Origin of the sequence: Methylophaga sp. UBA3603 (genome assembly GCF_002375335.1) — a bacterium.
GTDB lineage: Bacteria > Pseudomonadota > Gammaproteobacteria > Nitrosococcales > Methylophagaceae > Methylophaga.
In genome coordinates, this window is sequence record NZ_DFMC01000001.1 from 78,663 (window position 1) to 94,159 (window position 15,497).

Consider the following 15,497-nt stretch of genomic DNA (forward strand, 5'->3'; position numbering starts at 1 on the left):
ATAAATTATTTAGCGGGTGATCAATACACGATCAAAAGTCGTATCGATAAAAGCCTGCAGGGGACTGATGCTGGAATGCATCTTGGCGCGTAAAATTGCACCTTGCCAGCCTGATAGTAAAAACTCGGAAAGTTGTTCTATATCAGTATCTTCAGAGAGTTCACCACAATCGATAGCAGCTTGGATACACAGGCCAAATTGTTGTTTCCAGCCTTCGAACACTTGATCCAGCCGAACTCGGAATGTTTCATTTTGGCTGGATAATTCCTGTCCTAAGGTGCCAATCAGGCAGCCACGCTTACACTGACCTTCGCTGATTGTTTCCACGCTGATTGTTTCCAGTCCATTTTGCAGATAGTTACGAATCCGTTGCAGCGGACTGACTTTTGTATCGCTGAGAAACGAGTCAATTTTTTCGTTATAGGCAATTGCGAATTCATCAATGATAGCCAGGCCGAAATCTTCTTTACTGGCAAAATAATAATAAAACGAACCTTTCGGTACGCCAGCGGTTTTTAACACGGTATTTAAGCCTGTTGGGTTAAAACCATGGCTGCCGATAACGTCGGTACCGACTTTGATTAATGATTGTCTTGTTTCGATGCGTGTCATATTAGACCGGTCGTCTAGTAAATGTGTGTTCACAGTAGACCAATCGTCTAGTAAATGCAAATCATGCTAAATCAACAGCGCTGAATTTTTGCTGCAATGTTTAAATCAACATGAACTAAGTTTGATGTAAAAGGCTCATAAAGCTTTAAGCTATATTTTCGTGCTCAATGCGGGCAGTAAATTCATCAAAAGGATAGCGTTAATGGGCAGTAAAACATTGAAGTATTTGCCACTGGCATTGTTGTTAGGTTTCAATATAAATCCTGTTTCAGCAGAGCAAGCAGAAAAGTCGACAGTCGAGAAGATTGTTGATGTACAGCACGATTTATTCAAAGGACCCAGAGAAGGATTGCGTTCCAATCACACTAAAGGGGTGGTGTTAACCGGCGTGTTCCATCCAGCTGAGTCAGCTCGACAAATTACTTCTGCAGCACATTTGCAACAGCAGTCTTCTCCGATAGTCGTACGTTTTTCTAATGCAACCGGGTTTCCCGATATTGCGGACAATGATCCTAAAGGATTAGCCAAAGGTATGGCGATGCGTATTGATTTGGGCGACGAGGAATATACTGATATGGTGTTGAGCTCAGTGCCACGTTTTCCGGTGGCAACACCAGAAGCTTTTTTGGAAATGCTCACAGCAGTCAGAGATTCTGCTACTTCAGAAGCTGAGACCAAACCTATTCAACAATTTTTAGCTGACAATCCTAAGGCCAAGCATTTTGTTGAATATCCCAAACCCTTTCCGGCCAGTTTTGCCAATCTGTCCTACCATGGCATCAATGCGTTTAAGTTTACCAACAGCGATGGTGAGTCGGTTTATGGTCGCTATATTGTGACACCACTAGACGGTGTGAAAACATTGGAAAAAGATGATGCTGAAGCAAAAAACGAAAACTATTTGATGAATGAAATCCGTGAGCGTTTACCTGAACAAGCTGCCGAGTTTCGTTTATCGGTACAAATTGCTGAACCTGGCGATGAAGTGAATGATGCAACGGTAATTTGGCCTGACGATCGTCAAGTAGTTGAGTTAGGCACTATAGTGATCGAGGCACCAATGGCGGATGCTGCAGAATATGAAAAAGCGACGATGTTTAATCCGCTGGCATTGCCAGAGGGGATTGAGCCCTCTGCTGATCCTATTTTATTGGCCAGACCGGGTGCTTATGCATTGAGTTTTCAGCATCGCATGGATTGATCGGCAGCAAGACTGAAGCTAACCATACCGCGGGTAAATTTTTGAACATTCAAAGAGGATTGTTATGACACAAGCATCACAAACATTAAGAGAGATTGTCGGCTTAGGGCATCAGCCGACAAAGTTGAGTGATTCAGCATTAATTATGATTGATTGTCAGAACACCTATCGAACCGGTGTTATGCAGCTCACGGGTGTGGAAAAAGCTATTATTGAAGCCAAAGCTTTGCTGGAACGTGCTAGGGCGTTAAACATTCCTATCATTCATATTCAACATGATGGAGGTGTGGGCTCACCTTACGATCTCACTACGGATATTGGTCAGATTTCCAATGAAGTGGCACCTCAAGACGGGGAATACGTTATTACTAAAAACTTTCCCAATGCATTTGTGCAAACTGAATTGGATCAAAGACTGAAATCACTGAATATTGAAAATATAGTGTTGGCAGGCTTTATGACACATATGTGTGTAAATTCCACCGCGCATGGCGGATTTAATCTGGGGTATAAACCTACAGTTGTGGCCAGTACGACTGCAACCCGCCCGCTTCAGGCTGCTGGTGGCAAAGTTATTTCGGCTGAACAGGTTCAGGATGGCGCGATTGCTTCAACTCGAGATTTATATGCGGCAGTAGTTGATAGGGTTTCAGACCTGTCTGATTAACAGCTCAATAGAAAAGCCCGCCAGTTATCAACTCTGGCGGGCTTTTTTACTTATTCCTTTTCAAATGGAACAGGAATCGGTGTGTCGCCAGTAGAGGGTGGCAATTGTGGTACGGCAAATTGAGGCTGGTCACCCGTCAGGGTTTTCAAAAATGCCGTTATGTTTTGAATGTCCTGTTTTTCCAGCTTCTGTCCCAGTTGCAGTCTGGCCATCACATCGACGGCATCTTCCAGTTTCCAATAGGCACCGTCATGGAAGTATGGGTAAGTCAATTCAACATTGCGTAAAGTTGGTACTTTGAATGAAAAGCGATCGGCATCTTTACCGGTCACTGCAATACGTCCTTCAGCCGGGTTTTCGGTCTGGTAGGGTTCCATAATCCCCATCTTCTGGAATGAACTGCCACCTACAGCAGCCCCGTTATGACAAGCCACACAACCGATTTCTTTAAATTTCTGATAACCGGCAATTTCAGTGTCAGTCAAGGCATTGTCACTGCCTTTAAGCCAAAGATCAAAACGGGAATTGGGAGTGACCAGGGTTTCTTCAAAAGCTGCTATGGCATTGGTAACCTGATCCAGAGTAATCTCATTACTGCCATAGATTTTATTGAATGCTGCAACGTATTGTGGAATCGAACGCAAAACATCAATGGCCAGAGAGTGGCTAAAAGCCATTTCCATCGGATTAGCAATTGGTCCGGCAGCCTGTTCCTGCAAATCGGCTGCCCGACCATCCCAGAACTGGGCCAGATTCATACTGGAATTGAGTACGGTGGGAGAGTTGATTGGTCCTTGCTGCCAATTATGACCAATGGAAGTCGGCAAGTTATCACTGCCTCCCATACTGAGATTATGACAGGAATTACAAGATATGAACCCTGAGCGGGAGAGTCTGGGGTCAAAAAAAAGTTTTTTCCCGAGTTCAACTTTGGCGGGTTCGGTAATAATAAATGGCTGTATCGGTTTGATGGGCTCATTTCTAAAATTATCTGCCAACACAAGGGATATATTTAAAAACGTTATAAGTCCTACCAGTAGTGTTTTATACATTACTTACCTCACTTATCTGATTAACAACAGATGTTGATAATTTGATTTTAGGGAGACTTATTATTTGCTGTAGGGTTATCGGGCTTTGATTTGATCTGGATCATAAGATCCAATTTACGGGATAAAAAATTCTTGTTCGATAGTAATTGTTATCATAACTAAAAATAATTAAGAGAGAGAAAACCATGCCTTTAAAACACATCTTCTGGTTGGGAGGGCTTTTAACTGTTTTATCCCTGCCAGTTTTAGCAACAGAGATTGAATGGCCGGTTTATGGTGGCGATGATCTACATCAACGGCACAGTAAGCTGGTCCAAATTAACAAAAGCAATGTTATGGAGCTGGTTGAAGCATGGGAATTTGATACCGGTGTAAATGAAACCTTTCAGGCAACACCGGTGGTTCAGAATGGCGTGATGTATGTTTCTTTGCCGTTTAACGATGTGGTCGCACTGGATGCCGCGAGTGGTCAACAATTATGGCGTTATGAGCATGATTTAGATGAAGATTATCCCATTTGCTGTGGTCCTGCCAATCGCGGTGTGGCTGTATCAAATGGTATGGTTTTTACCGGCACCATTGATGCCAGATTGATTGCATTGGATGCCAAAACAGGAGAAAAACGCTGGGATAATCGTGTTGTTGATGAAAACAGTGGTATTCAGGAAGATGTTAGTACGCTGGACGATACTGAACTGGGCAGCGTCTCCGGTACCTCGGGAGCGGGCATCAATATGGCCCCGATGATTTATCAGGATACAGTCATTATTGGCATCACCGGCGTGGGATATGGATTACATCTTGATGCTACGGATTCTGATTCACCTTTGGGCGCTGTAGTCGGTATCGCCGGGAAATATGGGCGCCGTGGTTTCATGGCAGGATATGACATCGAAACTGGTAAACAAAAATGGCAGTTTGACACCATCAAGTCTGAAAATTGGGAAGGTGATTTTGTTACCAAAACAGCTGATGGGGTGAAATTACCTCGCGATATAGCAAAAGAAAAAGCCGCTCTGGAACAGCACGGTGACGCCTGGCGTTATGGTGGTGCTTCGGCATGGAGTACGCCGGTTATTGACCCATATACTGGCATTCTGCATTTTGGTACCGGTAATCCATCACCGCAAATGGAAGGCTCATCCAGACCAGGTGATAATCTTTACAGCAGTTCATTACTGGCACTTGATGCCAACAGTGGCGATTATCGCTGGCATTACCAACAAGTCCCGCATGACAGCTGGGGTTATGATGTAGCCAGTCCGCCGGTTTTGTTTGATATTACCATTAAGGGGCAACCTACTCCCGCAATTGGTCAGGCTGGTAAAACGGGCTGGTTTTATGTACATGACAGACGTAATGGTAAGTTTCTCTATAAAAGCGAAGCCTTTGTCCCGCAAAAAAACATGTTTGAACTTCCCAGCAGTGAAGGAACGATTATTTATCCTGGTGTAATGGGCGGTGCAAACTGGTCTCCCGTTTCAGTGGATGCTCGCAGACGTTTGGTATTTATTGCCGCCATTCACTGGCCGGTGGAATATAAATTACACAAACAGGCTGCCAAGGATGGAGAAGAAGCGGTGCGTTATTCTTCGATGTCTCCTTTAAATACTCCTGAAAAACATGGTTTATTAACTGCAATTGATTTAGATAGTGGAGAAATAGTCTGGCAGGTCAAAACTGAAAATCCATTGATAGGCGGCGTTTTAAGTACAGCCAGTGGTCTGGTGTTCACCGGAGAAGGGAGCGGTGAACTGATGGCCTTTGATGCTGATTCGGGAGAAAAACGCTGGAGTGGTAAAACGGAAGCGGGCGTCAATGCGCCACCGATTACATACAGCGTTAATGGTAAACAGCATATTGCTGTTGCGGTGGGTGGCAATCGTCTGTTTGGTTTCAAAACTGGACAAAAAATCAAGGTATGGCGTTTACCCTGAAGAGTTACAGATTAATAAATCCTGATGAACGGAGTTCAGATGGCTGAATACGCTGCATATTATGGAAACGACTTATAGATGAATAGCATCCAGACCAGGATGATTCTACTTTGTGTCAGTCTGATTTTACTGACAGCTTTCGCGATGCAGCTGAGCCATGGTTGGTTTATTCATAAACATAATCAGCAGCAAATCCGTGAACAGGTGGCAAATGCTGCTTATTTTCTGCATCAGTACATCGACAGCCGGGAAACCAATTTACATTACGCCACCAGAGTCATTATTCAGGACTTTGGATTCAGAGAAGCTGTTGCCACCAATAATGTGCCAACCATTACCAGCATGCTCACTAACCATGCTGGACGCATTCAGGCAGATTTAATGTTGGTGCTCAATGATAACGGTGAGCTGATTGCAGCGAATGAGTTGGATTTTCCACTCTCTGATCTGGCCGATATCAACTGGCTGGCGGTTCATGGCATCAGTCAACAGGGTCAGTTTGTAGAAATAAATAATCGTTTGTATCGTTTATTCAGTGTACCCATAAATGCACCACATCAAGTCGCCATCAGTATTATCGCGTTTGAAATAAATGCACCTTTATTGGAAGAATTAAAGCTCAAAACCGGGTTGGATATTGTGTTTGAATCTACCCAGACAGATTTATTTTTAACGACACTGCCAATTCATAAAGCTGAGTTCGACCATCTTCTTCAAACAACTAATGAGCCTGACTTATGGTGGCAAAGATCTCAATTTTTATTGGAAGAGGTTAAGTTAAAAAACGTTAATAAACAGCCCATACAATTATTTTTGTTGGCAGATTTATCCATTTTTCATCGGGTTTTTGATCGACTGAATTATTCTCTGCTAGGTTTAACGTTATTTATTGTGATAATAAGTGTAGTGCTCAGTACTTTACTGGCCAAGCGGCTGGCAAATCCACTGTCCCATCTATACAAGGATTTGATTTATCGAGCGACCCATGATCATTTAACGACAATTCTAAATCGTCATGCTGCTATCGAACGGATCACCGAAGAGCTCGCGCGCTCAAGACGTAGCGACAAAATTTATTGTGTCGCATTATGTGACATAGATAATTTTAAAAAGATTAATGATACCTATGGTCATGCATCAGGTGACGAGGTATTACGCCGCTTTGCCAGTCGCCTGAAATCCACTTTGCGAAGCTATGATGTGTTGGGAAGATTTGGTGGTGAAGAATTCTTGGTCGCTTTGCAATTAAAACCGGAAGAGGCAACAGCATCTTTTGAAAGATTAAGATCTGTTATAGCGGATACCCCCATTCCAAGTGGTTCCCAGTTAATTCCGGTAACCATGAGTTGCGGTGTTTGTCTGCTATGGCCTGAAGAGCCTGTGCCGCCGATGGATGTGATTCTACATGCAGCCGATACGGCGTTATACAGAGCAAAAGAGCATGGACGTAATCAGGTGATTTTTACCCATGTTCCCACTTTCCCGGTTGTAGAAGCGGATATTGACGATAAAATTGAATTATAGATAGATAATGTTTTCACGCAATGGTGCCAATCGGGCAAGCAGCTGATTTTGAATGCGGTGAGGGATTCCCTCAGCCTCCATAGCATTAATCAATAAATCCACCAAGTGATTAAAATCACTTTCATTGATATTCATTCCAGTATGGATGTCCACCATATTGTCACCGGTATATTGGCATGGACCGTCTGAGATTGCACAAAAGTGTTCAATAAGATTTTCCCGAAATCGACTGACACGGGCTTCGGCAAAATAATGGAAAATTTGCTCATCCTGTCCAATTTCCCGGATGAGGTTTTCGACAATATTATTCACACCTTGCTCACCTCCCAGTTTGTTATACAAAGTGGGTTCTGATGTGCTGGCACAAGCAGTTAATGCCAAGTAGCAAGCCATAAAAAAGCTATATCGAAATTTTGTGAACATCAAAAGTAACCTGTAACAGAAAAATAAGCCCCTTTCTGGCTTTTGGCTCCGGCAATGCCACCCAAATCCAGCCAGGCTGCCGTCACACTGATAACTTTATTTGGAAACCAGGCCACAAATATGTTGGACCAGTCATCTTCTTTTAAATCAAGGTTATCGGGTTTTTGGCGATATTCAATGCCAAGGGCTAAATGGCGGCCAAATAGAATGGCTGTTGATGCTTCAAGAACAGTTTCGCGCTGATTTCCATGTGCTGCGTTACCAAAACCTAATAATCCAGTTTGATTGGCTTCTGTCGAGCGGGCCGTTACATTCCATAACCAGTTATATCCAGCAATAGCCCCAAGATGTAGTTTACTGGCAGACAGATAAATATCGGTTCCAGAATCATCATCTGCTCCCAATAGAAAGGCAACAGTGGGATCGTCAAGTTTTTTATGCTGAATTCCCAGGCTTATTTGTGGAAATCGACTATAGACAATATCTCCATAAAGTCTTGCTTTGACACCCAGTACTCTTTGCTTGATATCTAGATCTAATGTATCGACATGAAATTTTTGCTTGGCGACTGAGAATTCAATTCGGTCATAGAAAGTAGCCTGTGCACCGCATACACGTAAATCATAATCATCTACGTTTGCACCGCTACAAAATACATTGGCTGCTATTTCATCACGACTACCATAACCGGCTAATTGAGCCCAGGGAACAAAACCGCCACCACCGGTGCCTTCAATTTGGGAAATGCCCGGTGTGGCGATCAACTTGCCATCAGCAGCGTATAGCTGACTAGTGAGTAATACTGTCAGCAGAAAAAGAATAAGTCGCATTATTTTCACCTAACCAAGCAACGAGATCTTCAGCATCTCGTGGTTTACTTATTAAATAGCCTTGAACGCTATCACAACCCATTTCTTGCAAAAGAGAATAGGTCGCGGCATTTTCGACTCCTTCTGCCACCACCTTTAAACCGAGTGAATGAGCCAGAAAGATGGTTGAACGGACAATTTTCTGATCCGTTAGAGAACTATCCAGATTGCGAATAAAACTCATATCCAGCTTGAGTTCATCGACGGGGAGTATTTTTAATTTTGATAAAGATGACTGTCCTATTCCGTAATCATCTACAGCAATCATATACCCGGCATTTTTTAAGGTTTTCAGTACCTCAATACCCAGTGCTTCGTCATACATAATATCCCGCTCGGTGATCTCGATAGTGACTGAGTTTGCGGGAATATCGTAAACCGCAATTTGTTTTTCGAGAAAATGACAAAAATCCGGATGAGCCAAATCCTCTGCTGACACATTAATTGCTGCGTTCAAAGCCAACCCATTATCGCGCCATCTACGTAATTGCTTGAGTGTTTCCTGGATAACCCAGTGTGTTAATTCAACAATGAGTCCAGATTGCTCAGCCAAGCCGATAAATTTATCAGGTGCAACTCGCCCCAGGCCTGGACGATGCCAGCGAATCAGCGTTTCTACGGTATCCATTTTGCCGTTTTTAAGCTCAACCTTTGGCTGGAAGTTTAAAAATAATTCAATATTTGTCGGTTGTCTCAGCAATGCTTGTAGCGCTTCAATAAGACTTAATTCTTCAAGATGATTTTCGTCTTCACCCGGCGTATAAATATGTATGGTTGTACGATTTAGGCGGGCATGATCAGCAGCAATTCTGACTCGACGAAGCATTGTTTTACTGTCATAACCATCGGCTGGATAACAACATACACCCGCATAGAAGTGAGCACTCAAACTGATATTACCGATTTGAAAGGGCTTATCCAGGTTATCGAGCAATTCTTCAACAACCTGCCTAGGACTTTGCCCCGGCAGTAACTGAATAACGGATAGAAACTCGATTCCTTCCAGACGCGCATTGGTTTTTTCCCCAGCGGTAGCAAACTGGTTAAGACGTTGGGCCAGTACAGTGAGGCAGGCATCGGCGACTTCAGGCCCAAGTCGATCATTTATCTGTCGGAAATTTTGTATATAAGTCGCCACAACAACACATTGACCATATTTCTGCATTGTTGCAGTAAGCGTGCTACGTATGGTGTGAATATTGAATAAACCGGTCAATGCATCATGTCTGGCCTGCCATGTAACGACCTGTTCACGCTGTTTGACTTCTGTACCCATGGTTCTGAGAGCAGCAGCCAAATCGCGGATTTCGCTGCTGGCCTGACCGGGTTCCTGCCAGGCATCGTAATTCCCCTTGGCAAACTGGTTGGCGATACCAACAAGTTTGGCGAGCGGGGTGGTTAAGGTATGTGCAATGATGGTGCTGACAATGATAGATCCCAACATCACCAGTAAAACGATCAGTATTATGCGCGCTGACATATCATCATACTGCTGATAGATGGGTCTTAAGTCCGCTGATAACAAAATGCTGACTGGATTTATGCTTGTGGTCGCTGGCATAAAATCCGAATTGATAAATGTGGGTCTTTCCATCCAAAACCATTCTGTGTGTGCTGAATTTATCGTCTTTATAAATTCTGCATCATTGGGAATATTTTCCAGTGTGGAATAAACTGGAACTGAATGTTTAAGCAGGGTTATATCCAGACCGGTAAGTTGTTTGAGTTCATTAAGGGTTGTCTGATTCAGCTCAAATCCCACTAACGTATAAGCTATGGTTCTGGGAGCCATTATTGGCAAAAGGATTAACTCATAAACCCGGTTATCCAGCATTACAATATGTGCTGTTCCTGGTTTTTCCAGTAAATCTTTAACGACATAACTCAGTAGTGCTTCATCATAAATGGTCGAATGACTACTGGAGATGAGCCTACCGGATAAATCCGTTAACAACATTAAATCAGCATTAATTCGTGCACCATGATTCATTAATACACTGGCGATAGTGTCCTTGTCGCCGGAGGTTACTGCTTGTTTAAAACCAAAGTCGGCCGTCAGTACTCGTGCCGAATTTACCAGATTGTTTTCTGATGAACGGATGTATTGACGCAGAATATTCTCAGCCTTGATGGTATTTTGCCGAATTTGCTGCTGATTAAACTGGTTGGCAGACCACCACGAAATAGACTGAATGACCATTGTGGTCGCCAGGACAAGTGAAAGCGCAAATAGTAGAATTTGCGTGCGTAATTTAGTGATGCCCAGGCGCACCAAAGGTATCCTTAAAAGACTCACGCGGAGAAGGGGGGGCAATATTCAACTGAACTATGTGCTCACCATTATCATTTTTTTCAAGCTGATCAATTTCAAAATACTGACGGCTTTCGGCACCATCAGTTGTATAGGGATGCCAGACACTTATCCGGGGATTCTGCACAGTTGAGCTAAATTTTGCGTGACCTTGGTCAGATGACGACACAACCGTTTGGTGTTGTGCGATATAAATATAGCCAATCATTGAGTCGTGAATATTGCAGCCCACCACAACTACACCAGGCTTTTCAAATTGAATTGGCTTTTCCGGTTTGTCGGCATAGAGCCTGAGTTCAAACGTTTTTGCTTCTGAGAATGAATAGACATGATGTCGTATGTTGTCACTATTAGGAAAATCTACCGATTGACCTTGTTGAATAACAATTTGTTCAGGGACAAACATCTTATCTATCTGATCGATAACATTGATTGAATCTACTTGACCAAAGCTTTCGGGCGAACTCAATACCTCAATTACGGCACTGGAAACAGCCTGTTGTTGTTGATCAACTATTTTCAAAGTAATGGACTCTGCTCTGGCTGTTAATGCCTGACTTAATGCGGCGAGGCCTATACTCACAATTAATAGGTTTGTGAATTTCAAAATTGTATTCCGAATGTTAGTCTTTATCGTAAGGTGTAACTCAGGTTACACCAGTCCCTGTTCCATCATCGCATCCGCAACTTTACGAAATCCCGCAATATTTGCTCCTAGCATAAGATTGCAGGGGTGATGAAATTCAATGGCAGTCTCTGCACAGCGTTGATAGATATCTTTCATGATAATTTGCAAACGTTGATCCACATCAGCAAATGACCATTGCATCATACTGGCATTCTGCGCCATTTCGAGTTGACTGGTGGCTACACCGCCGGCATTGGCAGCTTTGGCTGGAGCATAATGAATCCCTGCAGCAATAATATGTGCCTGTGCTTCAGCAGTGCAGGGCATATTGGCACCTTCAACAATACAGCTAATACCGTTTTTGCACAGTGCAATGGCATCAGCTGCTGATAATTCATTCTGGGTAGCACACGGAAAAGCGGCATCTGCTTTAATACGCCATACCGCATGACCATCTTCAGGATACTGTTTGATAGGTGTGAATTCAGCGTCGGGGTGCGTTTCCCGGTATTTTGCCAAGGAGCAATTTTGATCCTCTTTTAATTCCCGCAGCAGAATTAAATCGATACCTTTTTCGTGATAAATCGTACCGGTGCTGTCAGAGCAGCTTATTGGCAATGCACCACATTGATAGAGTTTTTCAATAGTATGAATCGCCACATTCCCTGCGCCGGATACCAGACATTTTTTGCCGTCGAGACAATCATCATTGGCTTGCAGCATATTTTCTGTGAAATAGACTAAGCCGTAGCCTGTGGCTTCAGGGCGAACAAGTGAGCCTCCCCAGTTGATTGCTTTGCCAGTCAATACACCTTCAAAATGACGATTCAAACGTTTGTATTGCCCAAACAGATAGCCAATCTCCCGCTTGCCCACGCCAATGTCACCTGCAGGCACATCAATGGTTGCACCAATATGCCGTTGCAACTCATTCATAAAGGCCTGACAGAACCGCATGATTTCGTTATCTGATCGATTTTTGGGATCAAAGTCTGAGCCACCTTTACCACCACCGAGTGATAAACCAGTTAACGCATTTTTAAATATCTGCTCAAAGCCCAGAAATTTAACGGTACTGGCATTAACCGAGGGATGAAAGCGGATGCCACCTTTGTAGGGACCCAGAGCGGAGTTGAACTGAACTCGATAGCCTTTGTTGACCTGAACGTTACCGTCATCATCTTGCCAGACAACTCTGAACATAATCTGGCGTTCCGGTTCAACTATGCGTTCAATGATATTTTGTTGAAGATACTGAGGATTTTTTTCCAGTAAAGGGCGTATAGATTGGAGAATTTCTTCGGTAGCTTGATAAAACTCTGGTTGACTTGGGCTGCTTCGTTGCAGCTTCTTCATCGTCGCCTCAATATAGGACATTCAAACCTCTTCGTTTAACCTGATAATGCATAGATACAATCTAACAGAAGTAATACTATTTTTCAGACTCAGCAAATTGTTACAGGTTCACCACTTGGAGTTCTGGAGGAATAAAAACACGTTGATTTTATTTATAAATATTGAGTTATTATTTTTCAAATCCACCGGCCTGAAATAAACCGACACCATCACGACCACGAGCTTTGACATCGTAAAGCGCCATATCGGCTTTTTTCATCAGCTGAAGAGCAGATTCATTTGTTTCAGGTAAATAGACGGCAATGCCGATACTTAAGGTCACCAATAAACGGATAGTGTCAAACTCAAGGTGGTTTTTCAGACTGTTTCGCAAATGTTCGGCTACTTTTACCGCAGCATCTGCAGAGCTTACCTCGTTCAGCAATACCACAAATTCATCGCCTCCAAATCGGGCAAGCGTATCTGTTGCCCGTAATGCTAACTGCATGCTTTCAGCAACGCGTTTTATCACCTGATCACCAACATCATGCCCGTAGGTATCGTTGATCTGTTTAAAATGATCGACATCAATAAACATCAGCGCAAGTGGATGTTTATTTCGCTTTGCGCCGAGTATTGCCTGGTTTATCCTCTCATCAAACAAACGACGATTTGGTAAACCAGTCAATGCATCATAGAGCGCCAACTTGCGCATTAATTCGTGTTCATGTTTTCTGGCCGTTATGTCCTCTATTTGTGAGACAAAATGCAACAGTTCTCCGTTTATATCATGCACAACTGAGACGCTGAGTAATACATCAATAATCTGATGATTTTTGCGAACGTAGCGCTTTTCCATATGATAGTGATCAATTTCACCGGCGACCAGTTGAGCGACAAACTGCTGATCGAGATCCAGATCTTCAGGATGTGTCACATCCATAAAAGTCATTTGTAATAATTCGCCTTCGCTGTAACCAAGCATTTCGCAACAGGCTGGATTTGCTTCCAGCCAGCTGCCATCCAGACCGACCAGAGCCATCCCGATCGCCGCCGTATCAAAGGCATTTCTGAAACGTTCTTCACTGATCCTAAGGGTGATTTCGATTTCTTTGCGACCACTGATATCGGTATGTGTACCTATCGCCCTTAGCGGATTTCCCTGCTCATCACGTTCAATCACTGTGCCACGGTCAAGAATCCATTTCCAGCTACCATCTTTACACAGCATACGGTGTTCGTTTCGGTACTCAGGTTGGCTGCCATCCAGTAACGCATCAATATCGCTGAATACCTGTTGACGATCATCTGGATGAATTCGATCTGACCATTCGCTGATATGAGGAGAAAATTCATCTGGCGTATATCCCAGCATGGAAATCAGTTTTTCCGAAAAAAGCACTTTGTCATTGATAATTGACCAGTCCCAGACGCCTTCGCCACTACCTTCCAGCGCATGTTTCCAACGTGATTCAGTTTGTTCAAGTTGTGTCTGATAAAGCCAGCTTTCTGTAATATCAAAACAAATCCCAATCATGCTTGTTGCTGCACCTGAGGTATTGAAACTCAAGGCCGCCTTGAGTTGCACCATTCGAGTATCGCTTCTGGACTGCACCAACACTTGAATATTTAACTCGAGACGATCGGACTTGCATTTGTGAAAAGCGTTTTCAACTCGTTGCCGATCAGTTTCCTCAAAATGTGCAAACCAGTTTTCAAGTGTTAAATAAGGATTAGATTGTTCACTTTGTCCGAAAATGGTTAATTGATGTTCATCAACCAAAACATGCTGTTTTTGAAAATCCCACTCCCAAGTGCCCATGCCAGCGGTGTCTGTTGCTAGTTGGAGCTTCAGATGCTTTTCACGCAGGAAATTTGTTATTTCGTTGGCCCGGCGCTCTGCACGTTTTCGTCCACTTACCAATAGCCAATAAACATAAGCAAGCAAACAAGTTATAAGCAATTGTATTAACAACATCGATTTGGCAGATTGTTTTTCAAAGGCTTTTATAAAATTCTGATCAGGATAAGCCACAAACTTCCATTGGCGGCCAGCGAGTGTAAAGGTTTCGCTTAATTCAAATGAACTGGTCTCGAAACTGCTTGACTGGAAAAGTACATCCATTGGCTCAGTAGTCACATCTGAGATTTTCAAGTGACTAAGTGTGCCATTTTGCGTTAATGATGCTTTCACTACATCACTGATCCGGAATACGACGTAAACCCAGCCAATATGAGGATTTTCAGGCTCAACTGAATCAAATAAAGGGAGATACATCAGAAGGCCTGTGACGGATTCATCAGGATTATCCTGTACCAGTTTTACCCCACCAGAAAGACTAACCTCACGACTAACAAGGGCTTCGATCATCGCAGCTCGACGTGTGGGTTCCGAATACATATCAAAACCAAAAGCCCTCAGATTGCGAGCTTGAAAGGGCTCAAGATACAAAATGCTGGTATAGAGCTCCCGTTTACCCTCTGGAGTAATGTTATAGTCCGGAAATCCCGATTGTCTTATCGATTCGATATGAGCAAGTTTCTCAGCGGGCGTAATAACTGGCACATATCCCAAACCTTGAATCCCGGGATAAAAGGCTTCCAGCTTGAGTTTTTCGGCATAATTTTTAAATTCTTCACGGGTGATGCTGTCCGAAGACTCAAAAAGACCCTGAGTCGCCCGTAGCATCTGTTCGTAGCTTCGAATTTTTTCGGTAACGCTTTGGGTGGTTTCGTTAAAGGAGATAGCAAAGCGATCAGCAATTACCTGTTGATTTCGTTGTTTAACCTGATGATATTGTGCCAAGGAAAAACCAGAACCTACCACTATCACCAAAAAAGGTATAAATAATAGTGGCAGTTTGGAAATACTTTTTTTTATATCACAATACAAATAAATAGCTTTATTCATTTATTTACATGCAGCCAGCCATCAACC

General features: G+C 43.2%; 12 protein-coding genes. 4 read left to right on the plus strand and 8 right to left on the minus strand.

What is annotated here, in order from left to right; translation table 11 throughout:
* Positions 1-9: 9 nt before the first annotated feature.
* Positions 10-612 (minus strand): TetR/AcrR family transcriptional regulator, encoded by a 603-nt coding sequence (locus tag B4F66_RS00325; protein ID WP_292354149.1) that lies wholly within the window; start codon positions 610-612, stop codon positions 10-12.
* Between the two features lie 202 nt (positions 613-814).
* On the opposite strand from B4F66_RS00325, the gene B4F66_RS00330 reads away from it, so the two are divergent.
* Together B4F66_RS00330 and B4F66_RS00335 are read left to right on the plus strand one after the other, a co-directional pair.
* Entirely contained in the window at positions 815-1,813 is a 999-nt protein-coding gene (locus B4F66_RS00330; protein ID WP_292354151.1) for a catalase family peroxidase, read from the plus strand.
* 64 nt (positions 1,814-1,877) lie between these two features.
* Positions 1,878-2,480: a cysteine hydrolase family protein gene (locus B4F66_RS00335; RefSeq protein WP_292354153.1), complete on the plus strand. Its 603-nt coding sequence runs from the start codon at positions 1,878-1,880 to the stop codon at positions 2,478-2,480.
* Between the two features lie 50 nt (positions 2,481-2,530).
* Here B4F66_RS00335 and B4F66_RS00340 read toward each other — a convergent pair whose 3' ends face one another.
* Entirely contained in the window at positions 2,531-3,532 is a 1,002-nt protein-coding gene (locus tag B4F66_RS00340) for a cytochrome-c peroxidase (RefSeq protein WP_292354155.1), read from the minus strand.
* Positions 3,533-3,717: 185 nt separating this feature from the next.
* On the opposite strand from B4F66_RS00340, the gene B4F66_RS00345 reads away from it, so the two are divergent.
* Both B4F66_RS00345 and B4F66_RS00350 read left to right on the plus strand, forming a co-directional pair.
* Positions 3,718-5,469 (plus strand): pyrroloquinoline quinone-dependent dehydrogenase, encoded by a 1,752-nt coding sequence (locus tag B4F66_RS00345; RefSeq protein ID WP_292354157.1) that lies wholly within the window; start codon positions 3,718-3,720, stop codon positions 5,467-5,469.
* Between the two features lie 78 nt (positions 5,470-5,547).
* Positions 5,548-6,993 carry a sensor domain-containing diguanylate cyclase gene (locus B4F66_RS00350; protein ID WP_292354160.1) on the plus strand — a complete coding sequence of 482 codons (1,446 nt, stop codon included), beginning with the start codon at positions 5,548-5,550 and terminating at the stop codon, positions 6,991-6,993.
* On the opposite strand, the gene B4F66_RS00355 is transcribed toward B4F66_RS00350, so the two are convergent.
* The 6 genes from B4F66_RS00355 to B4F66_RS00380 form a co-directional block, all read right to left on the minus strand.
* The gene (locus tag B4F66_RS00355; protein ID WP_292354161.1) at positions 6,988-7,416 is read right to left on the minus strand and encodes a group I truncated hemoglobin; all 429 of its coding nucleotides are present in this window, start codon (positions 7,414-7,416) and stop codon (positions 6,988-6,990) included. The two genes, B4F66_RS00350 and B4F66_RS00355, sit on opposite strands and share 6 nt — an antisense overlap.
* On the minus strand, positions 7,416-8,246 hold the full coding sequence (locus B4F66_RS00360) for a DUF3034 family protein (protein ID WP_292354163.1): 831 nt from the start codon (positions 8,244-8,246) through the stop codon (positions 7,416-7,418). The genes B4F66_RS00355 and B4F66_RS00360 overlap by 1 nt, the downstream gene beginning before the upstream one ends.
* On the minus strand, positions 8,206-10,485 hold the full coding sequence (locus B4F66_RS00365; protein WP_292412791.1) for an EAL domain-containing protein: 2,280 nt from the start codon (positions 10,483-10,485) through the stop codon (positions 8,206-8,208). The genes B4F66_RS00360 and B4F66_RS00365 overlap by 41 nt, the downstream gene beginning before the upstream one ends.
* A gap of 52 nt (positions 10,486-10,537) precedes the next feature.
* Positions 10,538-11,203, minus strand: coding sequence for a methylamine utilization protein (locus tag B4F66_RS00370; RefSeq protein ID WP_292399507.1), 666 nt, complete (start codon positions 11,201-11,203; stop codon positions 10,538-10,540).
* Positions 11,204-11,248: 45 nt separating this feature from the next.
* A complete protein-coding gene (gdhA, locus tag B4F66_RS00375) occupies positions 11,249-12,601 on the minus strand; it encodes an NADP-specific glutamate dehydrogenase (protein ID WP_292354169.1) in 1,353 nt (450 codons plus the stop codon).
* A gap of 148 nt (positions 12,602-12,749) precedes the next feature.
* Complete coding sequence (locus tag B4F66_RS00380; protein WP_292354171.1) at positions 12,750-15,470, minus strand: sensor domain-containing diguanylate cyclase; 2,721 nt, start codon at positions 15,468-15,470, stop codon at positions 12,750-12,752.
* Positions 15,471-15,497 lie beyond the last annotated feature (27 nt).

Bases quoted from the DNA above. Each gene is read 5' to 3' on its own strand.
- B4F66_RS00340 (WP_292354155.1), bottom strand. From the start codon at position 3,532: ATGTATAAAACACTACTGGTAGGACTTATAACGTTTTTAAATATATCC.
- B4F66_RS00330 (WP_292354151.1), top strand. From the start codon at position 815: ATGGGCAGTAAAACATTGAAGTATTTGCCACTGGCATTGTTGTTAGGT.
- B4F66_RS00335 (WP_292354153.1), top strand. From the start codon at position 1,878: ATGACACAAGCATCACAAACATTAAGAGAGATTGTCGGCTTAGGGCAT.
- B4F66_RS00325 (WP_292354149.1), bottom strand. From the start codon at position 612: ATGACACGCATCGAAACAAGACAATCATTAATCAAAGTCGGTACCGAC.
- B4F66_RS00345 (WP_292354157.1), top strand. From the start codon at position 3,718: ATGCCTTTAAAACACATCTTCTGGTTGGGAGGGCTTTTAACTGTTTTA.
- B4F66_RS00355 (WP_292354161.1), bottom strand. From the start codon at position 7,416: ATGTTCACAAAATTTCGATATAGCTTTTTTATGGCTTGCTACTTGGCA.
- B4F66_RS00380 (WP_292354171.1), bottom strand. From the start codon at position 15,470: ATGAATAAAGCTATTTATTTGTATTGTGATATAAAAAAAAGTATTTCC.
- gdhA (WP_292354169.1), bottom strand. From the start codon at position 12,601: ATGTCCTATATTGAGGCGACGATGAAGAAGCTGCAACGAAGCAGCCCA.
- B4F66_RS00350 (WP_292354160.1), top strand. From the start codon at position 5,548: ATGAATAGCATCCAGACCAGGATGATTCTACTTTGTGTCAGTCTGATT.
- B4F66_RS00365 (WP_292412791.1), bottom strand. From the start codon at position 10,485: ATGGTCATTCAGTCTATTTCGTGGTGGTCTGCCAACCAGTTTAATCAG.
- B4F66_RS00360 (WP_292354163.1), bottom strand. From the start codon at position 8,246: ATGCGACTTATTCTTTTTCTGCTGACAGTATTACTCACTAGTCAGCTA.